At 71.4% G+C, this 17,772-nt stretch carries 17 protein-coding genes, 1 tRNA gene, 1 pseudogene and 1 riboswitch; of the genes and pseudogenes, 6 read left to right on the top strand and 13 right to left on the bottom strand.

Going from position 1 to position 17,772, the window contains the following annotated elements; genetic code table 11:
- Nucleotides 1-164 precede the first annotated feature (164 nt).
- Nucleotides 165-464 (top strand): hypothetical protein, encoded by a 300-nt coding sequence (locus ACSHWO_RS21515; RefSeq protein ID WP_404237495.1) that lies wholly within the window; start codon nucleotides 165-167, stop codon nucleotides 462-464.
- A gap of 400 nt (nucleotides 465-864) precedes the next feature.
- On the opposite strand, the gene ACSHWO_RS21510 is transcribed toward ACSHWO_RS21515, so the two are convergent.
- The 5 genes from ACSHWO_RS21510 to ACSHWO_RS21490 form a co-directional block, all read right to left on the bottom strand.
- Entirely contained in the window at nucleotides 865-2,220 is a 1,356-nt protein-coding gene (locus tag ACSHWO_RS21510; RefSeq protein ID WP_438319203.1) for a DUF445 domain-containing protein, read from the bottom strand.
- A gap of 433 nt (nucleotides 2,221-2,653) precedes the next feature.
- Nucleotides 2,654-3,361, bottom strand: coding sequence for a DUF1707 SHOCT-like domain-containing protein (locus tag ACSHWO_RS21505; RefSeq protein WP_438313908.1), 708 nt, complete (start codon nucleotides 3,359-3,361; stop codon nucleotides 2,654-2,656).
- A gap of 188 nt (nucleotides 3,362-3,549) precedes the next feature.
- Nucleotides 3,550-4,566 (bottom strand): ABC transporter ATP-binding protein, encoded by a 1,017-nt coding sequence (locus ACSHWO_RS21500; RefSeq protein WP_438319201.1) that lies wholly within the window; start codon nucleotides 4,564-4,566, stop codon nucleotides 3,550-3,552.
- A gap of 27 nt (nucleotides 4,567-4,593) precedes the next feature.
- Complete coding sequence (locus tag ACSHWO_RS21495; RefSeq protein ID WP_385849208.1) at nucleotides 4,594-5,505, bottom strand: ABC transporter permease; 912 nt, start codon at nucleotides 5,503-5,505, stop codon at nucleotides 4,594-4,596.
- Complete coding sequence (locus tag ACSHWO_RS21490; RefSeq protein WP_361084572.1) at nucleotides 5,498-6,301, bottom strand: ABC transporter permease; 804 nt, start codon at nucleotides 6,299-6,301, stop codon at nucleotides 5,498-5,500. Before ACSHWO_RS21490 ends, ACSHWO_RS21495 begins: the two co-directional genes overlap by 8 nt.
- Before the next feature lie 250 nt (nucleotides 6,302-6,551).
- Between ACSHWO_RS21490 and ACSHWO_RS21485 the strand changes: the two genes are divergently transcribed.
- On the top strand, nucleotides 6,552-8,945 hold the full coding sequence (locus ACSHWO_RS21485) for a transglycosylase domain-containing protein (protein ID WP_438313903.1): 2,394 nt from the start codon (nucleotides 6,552-6,554) through the stop codon (nucleotides 8,943-8,945).
- A gap of 29 nt (nucleotides 8,946-8,974) precedes the next feature.
- Here ACSHWO_RS21485 and ACSHWO_RS21480 read toward each other — a convergent pair whose 3' ends face one another.
- The 3 genes from ACSHWO_RS21480 to ACSHWO_RS21470 all read right to left on the bottom strand — a co-directional run bounded on the left by ACSHWO_RS21480 (nucleotide 8,975) and on the right by ACSHWO_RS21470 (nucleotide 10,257).
- On the bottom strand, nucleotides 8,975-9,295 hold the full coding sequence (locus ACSHWO_RS21480) for a DMT family transporter (RefSeq protein ID WP_361084578.1): 321 nt from the start codon (nucleotides 9,293-9,295) through the stop codon (nucleotides 8,975-8,977).
- 33 nt (nucleotides 9,296-9,328) lie between these two features.
- A riboswitch (guanidine-III (ykkC-III) riboswitch) is annotated at nucleotides 9,329-9,393 on the bottom strand.
- Nucleotides 9,394-9,500: 107 nt separating this feature from the next.
- Nucleotides 9,501-9,803, bottom strand: a complete 303-nt coding sequence (locus ACSHWO_RS21475; RefSeq protein ID WP_385849228.1) for a GroES family chaperonin — start codon at nucleotides 9,801-9,803, stop codon at nucleotides 9,501-9,503.
- 91 nt (nucleotides 9,804-9,894) lie between these two features.
- Nucleotides 9,895-10,257 (bottom strand): DUF3618 domain-containing protein, encoded by a 363-nt coding sequence (locus ACSHWO_RS21470; RefSeq protein WP_385849212.1) that lies wholly within the window; start codon nucleotides 10,255-10,257, stop codon nucleotides 9,895-9,897.
- Nucleotides 10,258-10,335: 78 nt separating this feature from the next.
- On the opposite strand from ACSHWO_RS21470, the gene bcp reads away from it, so the two are divergent.
- The gene (bcp, locus tag ACSHWO_RS21465; RefSeq protein WP_385429312.1) at nucleotides 10,336-10,803 is read left to right on the top strand and encodes a thioredoxin-dependent thiol peroxidase; all 468 of its coding nucleotides are present in this window, start codon (nucleotides 10,336-10,338) and stop codon (nucleotides 10,801-10,803) included.
- Between the two features lie 364 nt (nucleotides 10,804-11,167).
- Nucleotides 11,168-11,254: transfer RNA gene (locus ACSHWO_RS21460), tRNA-Leu, on the top strand.
- 41 nt (nucleotides 11,255-11,295) lie between these two features.
- Here ACSHWO_RS21460 and rdgB read toward each other — a convergent pair.
- The 4 genes and pseudogenes from rdgB to ACSHWO_RS21440 form a co-directional block, all read right to left on the bottom strand.
- Entirely contained in the window at nucleotides 11,296-11,916 is a 621-nt protein-coding gene (gene rdgB / locus ACSHWO_RS21455; RefSeq protein WP_385849213.1) for an RdgB/HAM1 family non-canonical purine NTP pyrophosphatase, read from the bottom strand.
- A 64-nt stretch (nucleotides 11,917-11,980) separates the two neighbouring features.
- The gene (locus ACSHWO_RS21450; protein WP_385849214.1) at nucleotides 11,981-12,361 is read right to left on the bottom strand and encodes a hypothetical protein; all 381 of its coding nucleotides are present in this window, start codon (nucleotides 12,359-12,361) and stop codon (nucleotides 11,981-11,983) included.
- Between the two features lie 153 nt (nucleotides 12,362-12,514).
- The gene (gene rph / locus ACSHWO_RS21445; protein WP_438313897.1) at nucleotides 12,515-13,246 is read right to left on the bottom strand and encodes a ribonuclease PH; all 732 of its coding nucleotides are present in this window, start codon (nucleotides 13,244-13,246) and stop codon (nucleotides 12,515-12,517) included.
- A 168-nt stretch (nucleotides 13,247-13,414) separates the two neighbouring features.
- Nucleotides 13,415-13,654 (bottom strand): annotated as a pseudogene (locus tag ACSHWO_RS21440) (glucose PTS transporter subunit EIIB); the annotation flags it as partial.
- Nucleotides 13,655-13,895: 241 nt separating this feature from the next.
- On the opposite strand from ACSHWO_RS21440, the gene ACSHWO_RS21435 reads away from it, so the two are divergent.
- Together ACSHWO_RS21435 and ACSHWO_RS21430 are read left to right on the top strand one after the other, a co-directional pair.
- Complete coding sequence (locus ACSHWO_RS21435; protein ID WP_438313894.1) at nucleotides 13,896-15,197, top strand: PTS transporter subunit EIIC; 1,302 nt, start codon at nucleotides 13,896-13,898, stop codon at nucleotides 15,195-15,197.
- Nucleotides 15,198-15,556: 359 nt separating this feature from the next.
- The gene (locus ACSHWO_RS21430; protein ID WP_438319198.1) at nucleotides 15,557-16,768 is read left to right on the top strand and encodes a PTS transporter subunit EIIC; all 1,212 of its coding nucleotides are present in this window, start codon (nucleotides 15,557-15,559) and stop codon (nucleotides 16,766-16,768) included.
- Nucleotides 16,769-16,900: 132 nt separating this feature from the next.
- On the opposite strand, the gene ACSHWO_RS21425 is transcribed toward ACSHWO_RS21430, so the two are convergent.
- Nucleotides 16,901-17,653, bottom strand: coding sequence for an MBL fold metallo-hydrolase (locus ACSHWO_RS21425; protein WP_438313891.1), 753 nt, complete (start codon nucleotides 17,651-17,653; stop codon nucleotides 16,901-16,903).
- Between the last annotated feature and the right edge of the window lie 119 nt (nucleotides 17,654-17,772).

The raw sequence follows: 17,772 nt of genomic DNA, 5'->3' as shown, positions 1-17,772 counted from the left end.
TGCGGTGTGGTGTGCTGTGGTGCAGTGCGGATCGGACCGGGCGCAGGCCCGCGGCCCGAGCCGCGGGCCATACGGCATGCGCACGCACAAGCGAAGGCACACGCACGCGCACACACACGCACGCACCGATACACGGATTCGACGAACTGACGAGGGAGTTGGGAATGGCGCGGGTACCGAGTTCCGCAGTGGCGGCCGTCGGACTGGTCGGCGGTTACGCCGTCGCCCGGTGGACCAAGAAGCGTCCGCTGGGCGGTGTCGTCCTGGGCGCGGCCGGGATCGCGGCCGGGCGCGAGTGGCACCGGCGCGGCGGCGTCCCCGCAGCGGCCGGGCTCGGGGCGCTGTACCTGGCCGGCTTCGCGGGCGCGCACCCGCTGGCGAAGAAGGTCGGGGCGTGGCCGGCCGTTCTCGGCGCGACCGCGGTCGTGGCCACCACCGCCTGGGCCGTGGCCGACCGCGGCTGACCGACCGGGGCCGCCCCGCCCACCCCACGGCCGGCCAGGGCCACGGCCGGCCGAGGCCACGCCCCGGCGCGGCCGAGGCCACGGGTGCCGGGGCGGGACCACGCCCGCGCCGCTCCCCAGGACCCGTTGCGGCACGGGAGCCACGCCACCACCGCGTCCGTTCCCCTCGGCGACCGCCCGGCACGCTCGGAGCTCGCACGCCCGACACCTCGGCGGTGCGGTAGCGGCAGACCCGGAGGGCGGCGGAGAAGCCCGCGTACTCAGCTACCGGGGGGCCAGGGCCGTCCTCGGTACCGGTACCCAGCGCGGCGGGCACGGCGCGGCACGGCACACCACCGTCGGCGCGGCGCGGCGCCGGCGGCCAAGCGTCGCCGGGGGCGCCGGCGCCCGCGCCCCCGGGTCACGCGCCGAAGGCTCGGGACACGGTGTGGATCATGAGGCCGGCCAGGGCGCCGACCACCGTGCCGTTGATGCGGATGAACTGGAGGTCGCGGCCGATGTGGGCCTCGATCTTGCGGGTCGTCTGCTCCGCGTCCCACCCGGCCACCGTCTCGGTGATCAGCGAGGTGATCTCGGCCCGGTAGGTGGTCACCACGTACACCACCGCGCCCTCCATCCACCCCTCCACCTTGTCCTGCACCCGCTGGTCCGTGGCCAGCCTCGTCCCCAGCGACAGCAGCGAGGCCCGTACCCGCAACCGCAGCTCGCTCCGTTCGTCCTCCGCGGCCGCCAGGATCAGCGACCTGATCGCCGTCCACGCGGAGGCGATCACGTCCTGGATCTCCTCCCGCTCCAGGATCTCGGTCTTGAGCCGTTCCACCCTGGCCCGGGTGTCCGTGTCCGCCTGGAGGTCGGCCGCGAAGTCCGTCAGGAAGCGGTCCACCGCCCCGCGCGCCGGGTGCTGCGGCATGTCCCGCATCTCCGTGAGGAAGCGCAGCAGCTCCTTGTACACGCGCTCGCCGACCTTGCGGTCCACGAAGCGCGGGGTCCAGCCCGGTGCACCGCCCTGGACGGCGCCCATCACCGAGTCCCCGTGCGTCACCAGCCAGTCGCGCGCCTTGGCGCACACCAGGTCGACGACCCTGTGGTGCCCGCCGTCCGCGACGACCCGCTCCAGGGTCTTGCCGATGCCCGGCGCGATCTCGGCGGACTCCGCGCGACGCGTGATGGCCTCCCCGACGACGGCCTGGACGTCGGAGTCGCGCAGTACGGTCAGGGCCCCGCGCAACGCCGTGGCGAGCTCGGCGGTGACCCGGTCCGCGTGCGCGGGCTCGGCCAGCCAGACCCCGAGCCGGCGGCCGATGCCGAGGGCGTGCAGGCGGGTGCGGACCACGTCCGGGGCGAGGAAGTTCTCGCCGACGAAGTCGCCGAGCGTGGCACCGAGCTGGTTCTTCTTGGTCGGGATGATCGCGGTGTGCGGGATGGGCAGGCCGAGCGGGTGGCGGAAGAGCGCCGTCACCGCGAACCAGTCCGCGAGCGCGCCGACCATGCCCGCCTCCGCGGCGGCCCGGACGTAGCCGACCCACGCGCCGGCGCCGGTGTGCTCCACCCAGGTGGTGAGGACGTACACCAGCGCCACCAGGAGCAGCAGGCCGGTGGCGGTGACCTTCATCCGGCGCACGCCGCGGCGGCGCTCCTCGTCCGCCTCGCTGAACACGAAGCCGCTGCGGGTGGGGGTGCGGTCCGACCGGCCCCCGCTCCGCGGGCCGGTGCCCGGGCCCGCGCCCGTGCCCGTGCCCGTGCCGCCGCCGGCCACGGCCAGCGCCGCGCCGGCCCCGGGTCCCGCCCCGGCCCCGGGTCCCGGTCCCGCCCCGGCCCCGGCTCCGGTCCCGGCCCGTGCTCCGGGGCCTGATTCCGACCCCCGCCCGTGGCCCGGGTCCGGGCCCTCGGGGGTGTCGCCTTCGGGTGCGGTGTGGTCGTTCACGTGCTTCTACCTTCCCCCGGGCGCCGGTTTTGTCTGCATAGCATCCGACTCCCCGCGATCCCCAGGAGTTCCCGGCGCGCCCGGCGCGCCGTCCTTGAAGCCCTCGGACCCGCGGACTCGCGGACCCTCCGCCCCTCAGGCACTCGGACCCTCAGGCTTCCAGGCCCTCAAGCCCCCGGCCCCCTCGACCCACCGGCCCCGGGCCACGTACCCCGGCCCCGGACCCAGGCCACTGACCCGGGCCCCGAACCCCGTACCCGGGCCCTCACAGCTCCTTGCGGAGGCTCGGGCCGCCCAGGCCCTGCTGGCCCTGCTGGCCGTTCGGCAGCTTGGGCGTCTTCGGCGGCTTGACCTTGACCTCCACCCCGCCCCAGAAGGCGAGGCCCGTCACGACCACCCGCGGGGCGCCCGGCGCCGGCGGGCCCGCGGCGCCCTTCTGGTCGAAGCCGCCCATGATGCCGACGCCCCGTACGTCGAGCTCCACGTCCGGCGGGACGATGATCTCGACACCTCCCATGATCGCGACGCAGTTGATCACGACCTCGCGCTCCGCGAAGTACGCCTCGCGCAGGTCGAGCTGGCCGCCGCCCCAGAACGCCACGGCGTCGAAGCGCGGGGGCACGGTCCAGTTGCCCTTGCGGTCGAACCCGGACATCACGGCCACGGCCGTGCCGGACGTCCCCGCGGGCCTCCCGACGCCGACCCGCGCCGCCCAGGAACCGTCGGCCCCCGTCCCCGCCGCCGGGAACGGCACTCCCGCCGGGGCACCGCCGGGCGCCGGCAGGTCCCGGGTCAGCGGCTCCAGCTCGGCGTAGGTACGCGAGGTGTACGCCGCCTCCAGCCGCTCCTCGAATTCGTCCATGTCGAGCCGTCCCTCGGCGACGGCGTCGCGCAGCCGCTCCACCACCCGCTCCCGGTCGGCATCCGACGCCCTCAGTTCCGGCAACGCCTTCTGCGGCCCCTCGTCAGTCATGGGGTCCAGCCTATGCAGCGGGGCCCGGGAGTTGTACGGCCCGGACCCCCGTCTTGTCCCCTGATCCGCCCCTGACTCGTCCCTGGCCCGCACCCCCTAGAGGTCCCGGACGAGCCACCCCCCGCGCACCCGCCCGCATCCGCCCGCCCCCGTTCCGCCCCTGCCCACACCCCCGCAGGCCGCTCCCCTCAGCCCCGTCCCGCGTACATCCGCGCGATCACGTCCTCGATGTCCGGCTCCCGGACCGACAGGTCCGACAGCGGGTACCTGGCCGCCACCTCCGCCACCAGCGGCGCCGCCGAGGCCCCGGCCGGGAAGGCCAGCCACTGCCGCGGCCCCTCCACCTTCACCACCCGCGCCCCCGACACGCTGATCGCCGGAAGCTCCCGCTCCAGGTCCAGCACGAGCATCCGCTCGCTCTCCCCCACCGACCCCGCCGCGTACAGCCCGGCCAGCGCCCCGTCGTACATCAGCCGCCCCTGGTCGATGACCATCACCCGCTCGCACAACTGCTCGATGTCCTGGAGGTCGTGGGTGGTGAGCAGCACCGTCGTGCCGAGCTCCCGGTTCAGCTGCCGCAGGAAGCCCCGTACCTTCGCCTTGCTCACCACGTCGAGCCCGATGGTCGGCTCGTCCAGGTACAGCACGTCGGGATCGTGCAGCAGCGCCGCCGCGATGTCCCCGCGCATCCGTTGCCCCAGCGACAGCTGCCGCACCGGTACGTCCAGCAGCGCGCCCAGGTCCAGCCGGTCCACGCAGCGCTCCAGGTTCTCCTCGAAGCGGGCCCGCGGAATCCGGTACAGCCGCCGCACCAGCCCGTACGAGTCCTTCAGCGGCAGGTCCCACCACAGGGTGGTGCGCTGCCCGAACACCACCCCGATGCGGTGCGCCAGCCGCATCCGCTCCCGCGCCGGGTCGATGCCGGCGACCCTCAGGCGGCCCCCGCTCGGGTTCAGGATGCCGGTCAGCATCTTGATCGTGGTCGACTTCCCGGCGCCGTTGGGTCCGATGTAGCCGACCACCTCGCCCCGCGCCACCTGGAAGCTGATCCCGTCCACGGCCCTGACCTGGCGTTTCTCCCGCCGCACCAGGCCGGCCCGACGCCGGACGTCGAAGACCTTCTCGACCCCGTCCAGCTCGATCAGCACCTCCCCGCGCACGACGTCCCCACCCACATCCACACCCGCACCCGCACCCGCACCCATGCCCCTGCCCTCACTACCCACCACGCCTCAACTCCCCGTGCTCCGATACATGCGAAGGCCCGCGCGCCAGGCCAGCGACGCGGGCACGAACACCACGAACGCCACCACCGGGCTCATGAACGCCAGCCACCCGGGCAGCCCCAGCGGATCCGGCCGCCCCAGCACGTACAGCGCGGGCAGCCAGTTGACGAAGGCGAGCGGTACGAGGAACGTGACCCCGCGCAGCAGGTCCTTCGCGAAGACGGTCGGCGGGTACTGGAGCATCGTGTTGCCGCCGTACGTGAACGAGTTCTGCACCTCCGCCGCGTCCCCGGCGACGAACTGGAACGCGGCCCCGGCCACCATCACCGCCCCGAAGATCGCCGCCCCGGCCACGACCATCACGGGCAGCAGCAGGGCCTTGGCGAGCGTCCACTGCACGTCCAGCACCGCCACCCCCCAGGCCATCACCCCCAGCCCCTGCACGACCCGCCCCAGCCGGCGCAGCGCGAACCGGTCCGCCGCCACCTGGGCGAGCACCGGCACCGGCCGCACCAGCATCGTGTCGAGCGAACCGTCGCGGATCCGCAGCCCGATCCGTTCGGTGGTGCCGAGCAGCAGGTCGGCGAGCCCGAGCGAGGCCGAGGAGGCCCCGTACAGCAGCGCGATCTCGGGCAGGGTGAATCCGCCCAGGGCGTCGACGTGCGAGAACATCAGGAAGATCGCGACGAAATCGAGCAGCGTGATCGCCGCGTTCCCGACCGTAGAGAGCACGAACGACGCCCGGTACGCCATCGTCGACCGGATCCACATCGCGGCGATCAGCCCGTAGCCGCGCAGCCCCTCCAGCGCACGCCCGCCCCACGCCCCCGGGAACCCCGCAGCGCCCCGGAACCCGGCAGTGCCCGGGAACCCGCCGGCGCCCTCGAACCCCCGTACCGCGCGGACCTCCTCAGCCACCCTGCACCACCACCTTCCGTGTCGCGGCCGACTGCACCAGCCGCCCCAGCCCCAGCAGCACCACGACCCACCCCGCCTGGAAGGCCAGCGCCCGCGCCACCCCCGCGGCCCCCGCATCCCGGCCCAGCAGTACGTCCATCGGCACCTGGAGCATCGCCGACCACGGCAGCACCCGCACCAACTCCCCGAAGCCGCCCGGGAACACCGTCAGCGGCAGCAGCATCCCCGAGAAGAAGACCGAGGCGACCGTCGCCATCAGGTTGACCCCGGAGCCGTCCATCAGCCAGAACGCCGCGAGCCCCAGCAGGTACCGCAGCGCGAAGCTCACCACCAGCCCGAGCAACACCGACACCAGGAACAGCAGCCAGCGCAGCGGATCCGCGGGCAGCGCCAACTCGAAGGCCAGCGCCCCGGCCACCAGCGGCACCGCCCCGCGCGCCACCAACTGGAACGCGGCCCGCCCCAGGTCGGCGGCGAGCCACCACAACTGCAGGTCCGCCGGCCGGTACAGGTCGACCGCGATGTCCCCGGTCCGGATCCGCTCCTGGAGCTCCTCCTGGAAACCGCCGCCGATCAACGCCGCCGCGGCCAACATCGCCTGGCTCACCCATACGAAGGTCAGGGCCTGCGCCTGGTCGTAACCGCCGAGGCCCGGACGCTCGTCCCACAGCGCGAGGTACGTGTACGCGAGGATGAACCCGAAGACGGTGTTGGTGAAGACCCCCGCCGCCGTCGCCGTTCCGTAGGTGGCGTACCGCCTCAACCCCCCGGCCGCAACGGCCAGATAGAGCCGCACCCGCCCAGCCGCCCGACCGCCGGCCCGACCCACCGCCCGCTGGCGCACCGTATCCCTCCGATTTCCCGCGTCGTTCCCACGTCGTCCGTGCCTGCCCAGGCCAAAGACGCGCGAGCTTAGTGCGGAGGAGCGATCCGTGCGACCGATTTGCACCCGCGTTACGCCCGTTCGACGCGGAACGAGCAGCCATCGGGTAGACAGCATGGAGTACAGATCCGGATATTTCGAACACCTTCGAGGAGCCCCGGCCATGAGCGACCAGTCACCACCCCCTGGCTGGACCCCTCACGACCCGGACGCCTCCCGCAGACAGCCCGCCGGACAGCACCCCGCCCCCGAACCGAAGCGCCCGCGCACCGGATGGCGCCGCCTGGTCCCCACCTGGCGCGTGGTCCTGGGCTGCGTCCTGCTGCTGCTCCTGCTCCTCGGCGGCGCCCTCATCGCCGGCTACCTGCTCGTCGACATCCCACCCGCCAACGCCGCGGCCACCGCCCAGTCCAACGTCTACCTCTACTCCGACGGCTCCCAACTCGCCCACGACGGCGAGGTCAACCGCGTCAACGTCCCGCTCTCCCAGATCCCCCGAACGGTGCAGGAAGCCGTACTCGCCGCCGAGGACCGCGACTTCTACTCCGAGCGGGCCGTCGACCCCAAGGCGATGGTCCGCGCCGCCTGGAACACCCTCACCGGCAAGGGCAAACAGTCCGGCTCCACCATCACCCAGCAGTACGTCAAGAACTACTACCTCGGCCAGGAACAGACCATCAAGCGCAAGGTCAAGGAGTTCTTCATCGCGATCAAACTGGGCCGCGAGAAGTCGAAGGACTACATCCTGGAGGGCTACCTCAACACCAGCTACTTCGGCCGCAACGCCTACGGCATCCAAGCGGCCGCCCAGGCCTACTACGGCAAGGACGTCGGCCGGCTCACCACCGCCGAGGGCGCCTACCTCGCCACCCTCCTCAACTCCCCCAGCACCTTCGACGTCGTCACCCACCCCGGCAGCCGCGACCGAGCCCTCGCCCGCTGGAACTACGTCCTCGACGGCATGCTCAAGAAGGACTGGCTCACCGACACCGAACGCGCCACCATCCGCTTCCCCGAACCCGGCAAGGTCCGCGCGGCCCCCGGCCTCTCCGGCCAACGCGGCTACCTCGTCGAAGCCGTCAAGGACTACATCACCGAACACAAGATCCTCGACGAGAACACCCTCGCCGAGGGCGGCTACCGCATCACCACCACCATCGACCGCCGCCGCCAGACCGACCTCGTCGACGCCGTAGACGACCAGATGGTCAGCAAACTCGACCCCGAACAGCGCCCCGTGGACCGCTTCGTCCGCGCCGGCGGCACCTCCATCGACCCGGCCACCGGCAAGGTCGTCGCCATGTACGGCGGCATCGACTACACCAAGCAGTACGTCAACAACGCGACCCGACACGACTACCAGGTCGCCTCCACCTTCAAGCCGTTCGTCTTCGCCTCCGCCGTCGAGAACGACTCCCGCACCCAGGACGGCCGCCTGATCACCCCCGCCACCCTCTACAACGGCGACAACAGGCGCCGCGTCGTCGGCACCCGCATCTCCTACGCACCCGAGAACGAGGGCCAGATCAGCTACGGCCTCATCCCCGTCACCACCGCCACCGACCTCTCCGTCAACACCGTCTTCGCGCAGATGGTCGTCGACGTCGGCACCGCCAAGGTCAAACGGACCGCGATCGCCCTCGGCATCCCCGCGAACACCCCCAACTTCACCGCCACCCCGGCCATGGCCCTCGGCACCATGCAGGCCAGCGTCCTCGACATGACCCAGGCGTACGCCACCCTCGCCGACCACGGGCAGTACACCCCGTACACCTTCGTCGAGAAGATCACCAAGGGGGACGACACCGTCCCGCTCCCCGACCGCACCCCGCGCCAGGCCGTCAGCCGCGAGTCCGCCGACACCACCACCTCCGTCCTGATCGGCGTCGTCGACAACGGCACCGGCACCGCCGCCCTCGCCGCCGGCCACCCGTCCGCCGGCAAGACCGGCACCGCCGAACTCGACCGCGCCGCCTGGTTCGCCGCGTACACCCCCAACCTCGTCACGGTCGTGGCGATGATGGGCCAGGACCCCGACACCGGCACCCCCGAATCCCTGTACGGGGCACTCGGCCAGGCCCGCATCGGAGGCGGCGGCTACCCCGCCCGGATCTGGGCCCAGTACACGAAGACGGCCCTGGAGGCGACCGACCCCGTCGACTTCGACCTCGAACTCCAGCCCGGCGCGGCCGCCACCCCGCCGCCCTTCGCCCCGCAGACCCCGCAAGAACCCGGCGAGACCACCCCGGGCACGCCGCTTCCGCCGGAACGCCCCGGCCGGCCGACCGGACCCCGGGACGGGCAGGACCAGGGCCAGAACGAAGGCCAGGACCAGGGCGACCAAGACCGAGGAGGCCAGAACCAGGACCAGAACCAGAACCAGGACCAGGACCGGACCGAGGGACAGCAGCAGGGCGGCCAGGAAACCGGCGGCCGGACCACCGGCGGCGGCACGGGCGGCGGCACCAGCAGCGGTACCACCGGCGCCCTCGGCGGCACGGGCGGCGGCCCGCCCCTGCGCACCCGTACCCGCCCGCCCTCCGAATACCTGGAGTGACGAAACCCGGAACGACGAACGACACCCGGTCAGTGCCCGGACGTCGCCTTCAGCCCCACCACGGCCACCAGCAGCAGCACGATGAAGAACACCCGGGACGCGGTGACCGGCTCACCCAGCACGACCATCCCGAGCACCGCGGCCCCGGCCGCACCGATGCCCACCCACACCCCGTACGCCGTCCCGATCGGCAGCGTCCTCGCCGCGTACGACAACAGCACCATGCTCGCGACGATCCCCGCACCCGTGAACACGCTCGGCCACAGCCGCGTGAACCCGTCGCTGAACTTCATGCCGACCGACCAGCCGACCTCGAGCAGACCGGCGACGAGAAGAAGAACCCAGGCCATGACGGCACCTCCGAAAACGAGAACGGAAACGGGGGTGCGTCGTCTTGTCGTCAACCCGGTACGGCGCGTCTCGTCGGGGCGGTCCACCCCACCGTAGCAAAGCGCCAGCACGACAAAAGGGCCGGTGACCGAGGTCACCGGCCCAGCGGCCGACCGCGGCACGACCGCGAACGAAAACGAGAACAAGCCAGACGAAAGAAACCGATCAGAGGTAGAGGCCCGTGGAGTCCTTCGACCCCTCCAGGCGCTCCGACGCCACCGCGTGCAGGTCCCGCTCGCGCATCAGCACGTACGTCGCACCCCGCACCTCGACCTCCGCCCGGTCCTCCGGGTCGTACAGCACCCGGTCACCCGGCTCCACGCTGCGCACGCTCTGCCCGACCGCCACCACCTCGGCCCAGGCCAGCCGCTTGCCCATGGCAGCGGTCGCCGGGATGAGGATCCCGCCGCCCGAGCGCCGCTCGCCCTCGGGCGAGTCGGACTTCACGAGCACGCGGTCGTGCAGCATGCGGATGGGCAGCTTGTCGTGGGTGGTGTTGGTGTTGTCGCTCACGCCACGAAACTACCCGCCCGCGCCCCGCCTGTCCGCCGCAGGGTCCTCAGCGCTTGCGGCGCGCCGACACCACGATCAGCCCGACCACGCCCGCGGCCAGCAGCACGACCGGCACGATCCGGTCCATGCGCGGGGCGCCGTCGTCGTCCCGCAGGCCGTCCCGCACGTCCGTGACGAAACGGTTCACGGTGACGACCGCCCGCCCCGCCGTGTGGTCGACCGTCGACACGACCTTGGCCTTCGCGTCCCCGACGATCGTCCTGGGGTGCAGGCGCACACCGATCTCGTCGAGCGTCTCGGCGAGCTGCCCGCGGCGGCGGACGATGTCCGCCTCGATCTGTGCGGGGGTCCTGGCTTCCGGCACCGCGCTGCCTCCGTCGTCGTGGTCGTGCCCATGGTCTGGTCGCATGGGGGCGTGATCCGCCATGGACAGTCTGTCAGCTTAGTCTCGTGGCGTAGCGATCCACCTCCCGAGGAGACTGTCGAGATGAGTGAGCGACTCCAGCCGGGCGACACCGCCCCTGCCTTCACCCTGCCCGATGCGGACGGCAACGAGGTCTCGCTCGCCGACCACAAGGGCCGCAAGGTGATCGTGTACTTCTACCCCGCCGCGCTGACGCCGGGCTGCACCAAGCAGGCCTGCGACTTCACCGACAACCTGGACGTGCTGGCCGGGGCCGGCTACGAGGTCATCGGCGTGTCGCCGGACAAGCCGGAGAAGCTGGCGAAGTTCCGCGAGAAGGAGCACCTGAAGGTCACCCTCGTCGGCGACCCGGAGAAGCAGGTCCTGGAGGCGTACGGCGCGTACGGCGAGAAGAAGCTGTACGGCAAGACGGTGACCGGGGTCATCCGCTCCACGGTGATCGTGGACGAGGAGGGCAAGGTCGAGCGCGCCCTGTACAACGTCAAGGCCACCGGCCACGTAGCCAAGATCATCAAGGACCTGGGCATCTGACGCCCGCTCCACCCCGGAACGGCCCGCACCAAACCGGTGCGGGCCGTCCCGTCTATCGGCGGTGATCGAGAACGGAAGCGAAGGGGTGGGGTGACCGATGCCGGTGACCCGGTACGCCCGTGAACGACTCACGGAGGCGGCGCGAGCGTCGCGGACGCTGAGCGAGGCGGTGTGGCCGGGCCACTCCCCCTGGAGGTCGACCGCATCGACGGCGACCGGAGTCACGACCGGCAGGAGAATCTCCGGCTGCTCTGTCCCAAGTGGTATGCCGTCACCAGCACCTGGTGTCGAGGGGGCCGCCGCCGCAAGGGCCAACTGGCCGCAAATGAGCACGCTCACCGCCCGCTATCATGACAGGCGTTCGGCGGCGGTGGCGCAATGGCGACGCAGCAGACTTAGGATCTGTGGCCCGTGAAACGGCTTGAGGGTTCGAATCCCTTCCGCCGCACCAGAAGAGCCTGCGAGTCAGATGTGATTCGCAGGCTCTTGGCTTTAGCCCAGCAGGTCACGGATGAGCGGGACCAGGGCGCGGAAGGCCTGGCCGCGGTGGGAGATGGCGTTCTTCTCGGCCGGGGTCAGTTCCGCGCAGGTGCGGGTCTCGCCCTCGGGCTGGAGGATCGGGTCGTAGCCGAAGCCGCCCGTGCCGGCCGGGCTGTGGCGCAGGGTGCCCAGGAGGCGGCCCTCCACGACGTGCTCGGTGCCGTCCGGGAGGGCGAGGGCCGCGGCGCAGGCGAAGTGGGCGCCGCGGTGTTCGTCGGCGATGTCGGAGAGCTGGGCGAGGAGCAGGTCGAGGTTGGCCTTGTCGTCGCCGTGGGTGCCGGCCCAGCGGGCCGAGAAGATGCCGGGGGCGCCGTTCAGGACGTCGACGCAGAGGCCGGAGTCGTCGGCGATGGCGGGCAGGCCGGTGGCCTGCGCCAGGGCGTGGGCCTTGAGGAGGGCGTTCTCGGCGAAGGTGACGCCGGTCTCCTTGACGTCCGGGACCTGCGGGTACGCGTCGGCGCCGACGAGCTCGTGGGGCAGGCCGGCGTCGGACAGGATGTGGTGCAGCTCGGTGACCTTGCCGGCGTTGCGGGTGGCGAGGACGAGGCGGGGGGCGGAGGGCGTCGAGGTCATGGCGCCCATTATCGCGGCGCCGTGACGTCACCCTCCTGCCCGCCGGCCCGGGGGCAGTTCGGCCTCAGCTCGGGGTGCAGACCTTGGAGATTTCCTTGGCGGCGTCGGCGACGGGGGTGACGTCGGGGGTCTTGTTGCCGCTCTGGATGGAGTCGCGGACGTTCTTGACCGCGGTGTTCATCGAGTTGATGGCCTTGCCGAGGTCGGCGTTGTCCGTCTGGTCGCCGATCTTCTTCAGGTTCTGCTCGATCTTGTTCAGGGCGTTCTGTGCGTCCTGCGGGCTGTTGCCGGCGTTGGAGACCGACTGCTGGAGCTCGCCGACGCCGTCGGTGATGGCGACGGCGGTGTTGGCGCAGTCCATGGCCGTCGAGATGGCGTCGCAGGCCGTCAGGGCCGGGAGCGTCAGTGCGGCGGCCACGGCCACGGCGGCTATGCGGAGCTTCATGCGGGTCCCCTCACGAGCATGGGTGAATGCGGTGTTCGGATGTGTGTGCGGACGCGCGTACGTCCACGGGCGCACGGTTGTGTCTCCGTGCGCCCGTGATCACAAGGACGCAGGAGTGCGGCTCGTGGTTCTCGGCGTCCGTGGGCCCGTCGGTCAGAGTTCGTGGGCGAGGGCGCTGCGCTGGATGGCTTCGAGGTCGGCGCAGCCGCCGGCGGCGAGGTCGAGGAGGGCGTTGAGTTCCTTGCGGTCGAAGGGTTCGCCTTCGGCGGTGCCCTGGACCTCGACGAAGCGGCCGTCGCCGGTGCAGACGACGTTCATGTCGGTTTCGGCGCGCACGTCCTCTTCGTAGCAGAGGTCGAGGAGGGGGACGCCGTCGACGATGCCGACGCTGACGGCGGCGACGGTGCCCGTGAGCGGCTTGCGGCCGGCCTTGATCAGTTTCTTCCGCTGGCCCCAGGCGACGGCGTCGGCGAGGGCGACGTAGGCGCCGGTGATGGCGGCGGTGCGGGTGCCGCCGTCGGCCTGGAGGACGTCGCAGTCGAGGACGATGGTGTTCTCGCCGAGGGCCTTGTAGTCGATGACGGCGCGGAGCGAGCGGCCGATGAGGCGGGAGATCTCGTGGGTGCGGCCGCCGATCTTGCCGCGTACGGATTCGCGGTCGCCGCGGGTGTTGGTGGAGCGGGGCAGCATCGAGTATTCGGAGGTGACCCAGCCTTCGCCGCTGCCCTTGCGCCAGCGCGGGACGCCTTCGGTGAAGGAGGCGGTGCAGAAGACCTTGGTGTCACCGAAGGAGATGAGGACGGAGCCCTCGGCGTGCTTGCTCCATCCGCGTTCGATGGTGACCGGGCGGAGCTGTTCGGGCGTGCGGCCGTCGATGCGTGACATGCGTCCGAGCCTAGTGGGTGCGGGGGTGCGCGAAGACCCCGTCGGCCGGGCGGGCGGGCGCGGGGACGGGGTCTGCGGCGGTGGCGCGGCGGCGCGCGGCGTGGTGGCGCGCGGCGTGGTGGCGTGGTGGTCAGTGCGCTCGGCGGGGCCGGGCGGTGGGGACCGGTGTCACATCATGTCTTCGATTTCGGCGGCGATGGGGTCGGCGTCGGTGCCGATGACGACCTGGACGGCGGTGCCCATCTTGACGACGCCGTGGGCGCCGGCGGCCTTGAGTGCGGCTTCGTCGACGAGGGCGGGGTCGGCGACTTCGGTGCGCAGGCGGGTGATGCAGCCTTCGACTTCTTCGATGTTGTCGATGCCGCCGAGCCCGGCGACGATCTTCTCAGCCTTGGTGGCCATGTGTCTCTCCCTGAGTTCTGCGAAGAACGAGTCTCGGCGGCCCTGGTCCGGCCAGTGCGCTCCGGTTTGTCACGGTAGCCCACTGTTGGCCCAGCTACGCGGGCGCGGGTGTTGCCCGTGCCGAATGATGGCGGTCAGTGGCAACCCGCCTTGTGGTGCGGGCGTGTGGGACCGCACCGGAAGTGGTCTACACCAGTGTGCCGTACGGACGCAGCTGCCCCAAACAGGCCCGCCAGGGAGGTAGCCGATGAGCGCGAGCAGTGCGGCGGCAGCGCCGCGGCGCAGCGGGTGGAACAGCCTGTTCCAGGGCCTGCAGAAGATGGGGCGGAGTCTGCAGCTGCCGATCGCGGTCCTGCCGGCGGCGGGGATCCTCAACCGGTTGGGGCAGCCGGACGTGTTCGGCGTGGAGGGTCTGGACTGGCAGGCGGTGGCGAGGGTGATGGCGGGCGCGGGGGGCGCGCTGCTGAACCCGGACCTGGGCCTGCCGCTCCTCTTCTGCGTCGGCGTGGCGATCGGCATGGCGAGGAAGGCGGACGGTTCGACGGCGCTGGCGGCGGTGGCGGGCTTCCTGGTGTACCGGGGGGTGCTGCACGCGTTCCCCAACGTGTGTCCGCCGGGGACGCGGAACATCGGTCCGGGCTGCATCGGGCCGAACGAGACGTTCGTGGAGTTCACGTACCAGAATCCCGGGGTGTTCGGGGGCATCGTCATGGGCCTGCTGTCGGCGTGGTTCTGGCAGCGGTTCCACCGGGTGCGGCTGGTGGACTGGTTGGGGTTCTTCAACGGGCGGCGGCTGGTGCCGATCGTCATGTCGTTCGTGGCGATCGGGTTCGCGGTGTTGTGCCTGTGGATCTGGCCGCCGGTGGGCGGTGGGCTGGAGGGTTTCTCGGACTGGCTGGTGGGGCTGGGTTCGTGGGGTGCGGGGATCTTCGGGGTGGCGAACCGTGCGCTGCTGGTGATCGGGTTGCACCAGTTCCTGAACGTGCCGGTGTGGTTCCAGTTCGGCAGTTACACGAAGCCGGACGGGACGACGGTGCACGGTGACATCAACATGTTCCTGGCCGGTGATCCGGAGGCGGGGCAGTTCCTGACGGGTTTCTTCCCGATCATGATGTTCGCGCTGCCGGCGGCGGCGTTGGCGATCACGCACTGTGCGAAGCCGCGGCGGCGCAAGGAGGTGGGCGGCCTGATGCTGTCGGTGGCGTTGACGTCGTTCGTCACGGGGATCACGGAGCCGCTGGAGTACTCGTTCCTGTTCGTGGCGCCGGCGTTGTACGTGGTGCACGCGCTGCTGACGGGGGTGTCGATGGCGGTGACGTGGGCGCTGGGGGCGAAGGACGGGTTCACGTTCTCGGCGGGGCTGATCGACTACGTCATCAACTGGGGGTTGGCGACGAAGCCGTGGCTGATCGTCCCGGTGGGTCTGGTCTTCGCGGTGGTGTACTACGGGATCTTCCGGTTCGCGATCACGAAGTTCGACCTGCCCACCATGGGTCGGGAGCCGGACGAGGAGATCGACCGGATGGAGCGGGAGAACACGCAGGCGTAGCCGGGCCGGGAGCAGGGTTCCGCCCGTTGCCCCGGAGGGCGTCGAACCGGGCCGTTCCGGGGGCTTCCGCTTGTTCCGGTTGGGGCTTCGGCGGGTCGGATCCGGGTCGGGCGGGGAGTTGTGGGGAATGTGGTGCACGCCACAAAAAATCGAAGGTTCCTTATCTAACCCTCACCGTGCTACAACTGGTCTACACCACGTCATTGGTGTAGACCACGCGGGCCAATTCCGGGCCCGCGTCACCCCCGAACGAAGACGTCGCCGTCCCCCGTGCTCCTCCGGCGGCGCCTTGCCCTCTGGAGGAAGTTGTGACCACGGTTGCCGCCCCCGCGGCCGAGAAGAAGAAGGGCGCCGGCGCGATGGCTGTCATGCAGCGCATCGGCCGCAGCCTCATGCTGCCCGTTGCGGTGATGCCCGCCGCCGCGCTCCTGGTCCGCTTCGGCCAGGATGACATGCTGGCCGACGACTCGCTGCCCGCGCTCGTCCAGAAGCTCGGCGGCTACATGGCCGCAGGCGGCGACGCCATCCTCGGCAACATGGCCCTGCTGTTCTGCGTCGGCATCGCGATCGGCTTCGCCAAGAAGTCGGACGGTTCGACCGCACTGGCCGCGGTCACCGGCTACCTGGTCTTCAAGAACGTCCTCGCCACCTTCACCGACTCGAACCTGCCGACGGTCGCCAAGGTCGTCGACGGCAAGATCGTCAACGTCGAGGCCCCGGTCAACGCGGGCGTCCTCGGCGGCGTCGTCATGGGCATCATCGTCGCCCTGCTGTACCAGAAGTTCTACCGGACCAAGCTGCCGGACTGGGCGGGCTTCTTCGGCGGCCGCCGCCTGGTCCCGATCCTCTCCGCCTTCGCGGGCCTGGTCGTCGGCATCGTCTTCGGCCTCGTCTGGCCCGTCCTCGGCACCGGTCTGCACAGCTTCAGCGAGTGGCTCGTGGGCTCCGGCGCCGTCGGCGCGGGCATCTTCGGTGTCGCCAACCGCGCGCTGATCCCGATCGGCATGCACCACCTGCTGAACTCCTTCCCGTGGTTCCAGGCGGGCGAGTACAACGGCAAGAGCGGCGACATCGCCCGCTTCCTCGCCGGCGACCCGAGCGCCGGCCAGTTCATGACCGGCTTCTTCCCGATCATGATGTTCGCCCTGCCCGCCGCCTGCCTCGCGATCGTCCACTGCGCCCGGCCCGAGCGCCGCAAGGCCGTCGGCGGCATGATGTTCTCCCTCGCGCTGACCTCCTTCGTCACCGGCGTGACCGAGCCCATCGAGTTCACGTTCATGTTCATCGCGCCGGTCCTGTACGCGGTCCACGCGCTGCTCACCGGTGTCTCGATGGCGCTGACCTGGGCCCTCGGCATGAAGGACGGCTTCGGCTTCTCCGCCGGCCTGGTCGACTTCGGCCTGAACCTCGGCATCGCGACCAACCCGTGGGGTCTGGCGTTCGTCGGCCTGTGCTTCGCGGTCGTCTACTACGTGATCTTCCGGTTCGCGATCACCAAGTTCAACCTGCCGACGCCGGGCCGGGAGTCCGACGAGGAGCTGGCCGAGCTGCAGAAGGCCGAGGCCAAGTAGGCCGAGCCGGCCTACCGGCCCCGGCGCTTCCGCCGTGCGCCGCGGACGAGGCCCCCGCTCTCCCTTCCGGGAGGGCGGGGGCTTCGCCGTACGCCGGGGCGGCCGTGGGGCCGAGCAGGCGGTGCCGGGGCGTCAGACCTCGTAGACGGCGCCGGCGTGCGCGAGGTCGACCGGGCCGTCGTAGACCGCGCGGGCGTCGGAGAGGTTCTGCCGGGGGTCCGTCCACGGCGGGATGTGGGTCAGGACGAGCCGGCCGACGCGGCCGCCGTGGGCGAACTCCCCGGCCTCGCGGCCGTTGAGGTGGAGGTCCGGGATGTCCTCCTTGCCGTGCGTGAAGGACGCCTCGCACAGGAACAGGTCCGCGCCGTCGGCGAGCTGTGCGAGCTCGGGGCAGACACCGGTGTCGCCGGAGTAGGTCAGCGTGCGGCCGCCGTGCTCGATGCGGATGCCGTAGGCCTCGACGGGGTGGCTGACCCGCTCGGTGCGTACCTGGAAGGGGCCGATCTCGAAGGCGCCGGACTTGAGCGTGCGGAAGTCGAAGACCTCGCTCATCGAGCGCTCGTCGGGGACGTCCTCGTAGGCGGTGGTGAGGCGCTTCTCGGTACCCTCGGGCCCGTACACGGGGATGGTGCCGCAGCGGCCGCCCTCGTGCCGGTAGTAGCGGGCCACGAAGTACGCGCACATGTCGATGCAGTGGTCGGCGTGCAGGTGGCTGAGGAAGATCGCGTCGAGGTCGTAGAGGCCGCAGTGGCGCTGCAGGTCGCCGAGGGCGCCGTTGCCCATGTCGAGGAGCAGCCGGAAGCCGTCGGCCTCGACGAGGTAGCTCGAACAGGCCGATTCCGCGGACGGGAACGACCCCGAGCAGCCGACGACGGTGAGCTTCATGGAGCGACAACCTCCGGGACGGTCCGTGGACGGAATGCGGGCCGTGCGTGGGTCGAGCGTAAGGCGCGAAACGTCGGGTCGCTCCTCCGCGGCAGGCCGTTGTGGGGGGAATCACCTGT

It is taken from the genome of Streptomyces pallidus (ex Mingjun et al. 2026), from assembly GCF_051550185.1.
Taxonomy (GTDB): Bacteria; Actinomycetota; Actinomycetes; order Streptomycetales; family Streptomycetaceae; genus Streptomyces.
Note: the sequence above shows the minus strand (reverse complement) of the source record. Positions and strands in the feature narration are given on the sequence as shown.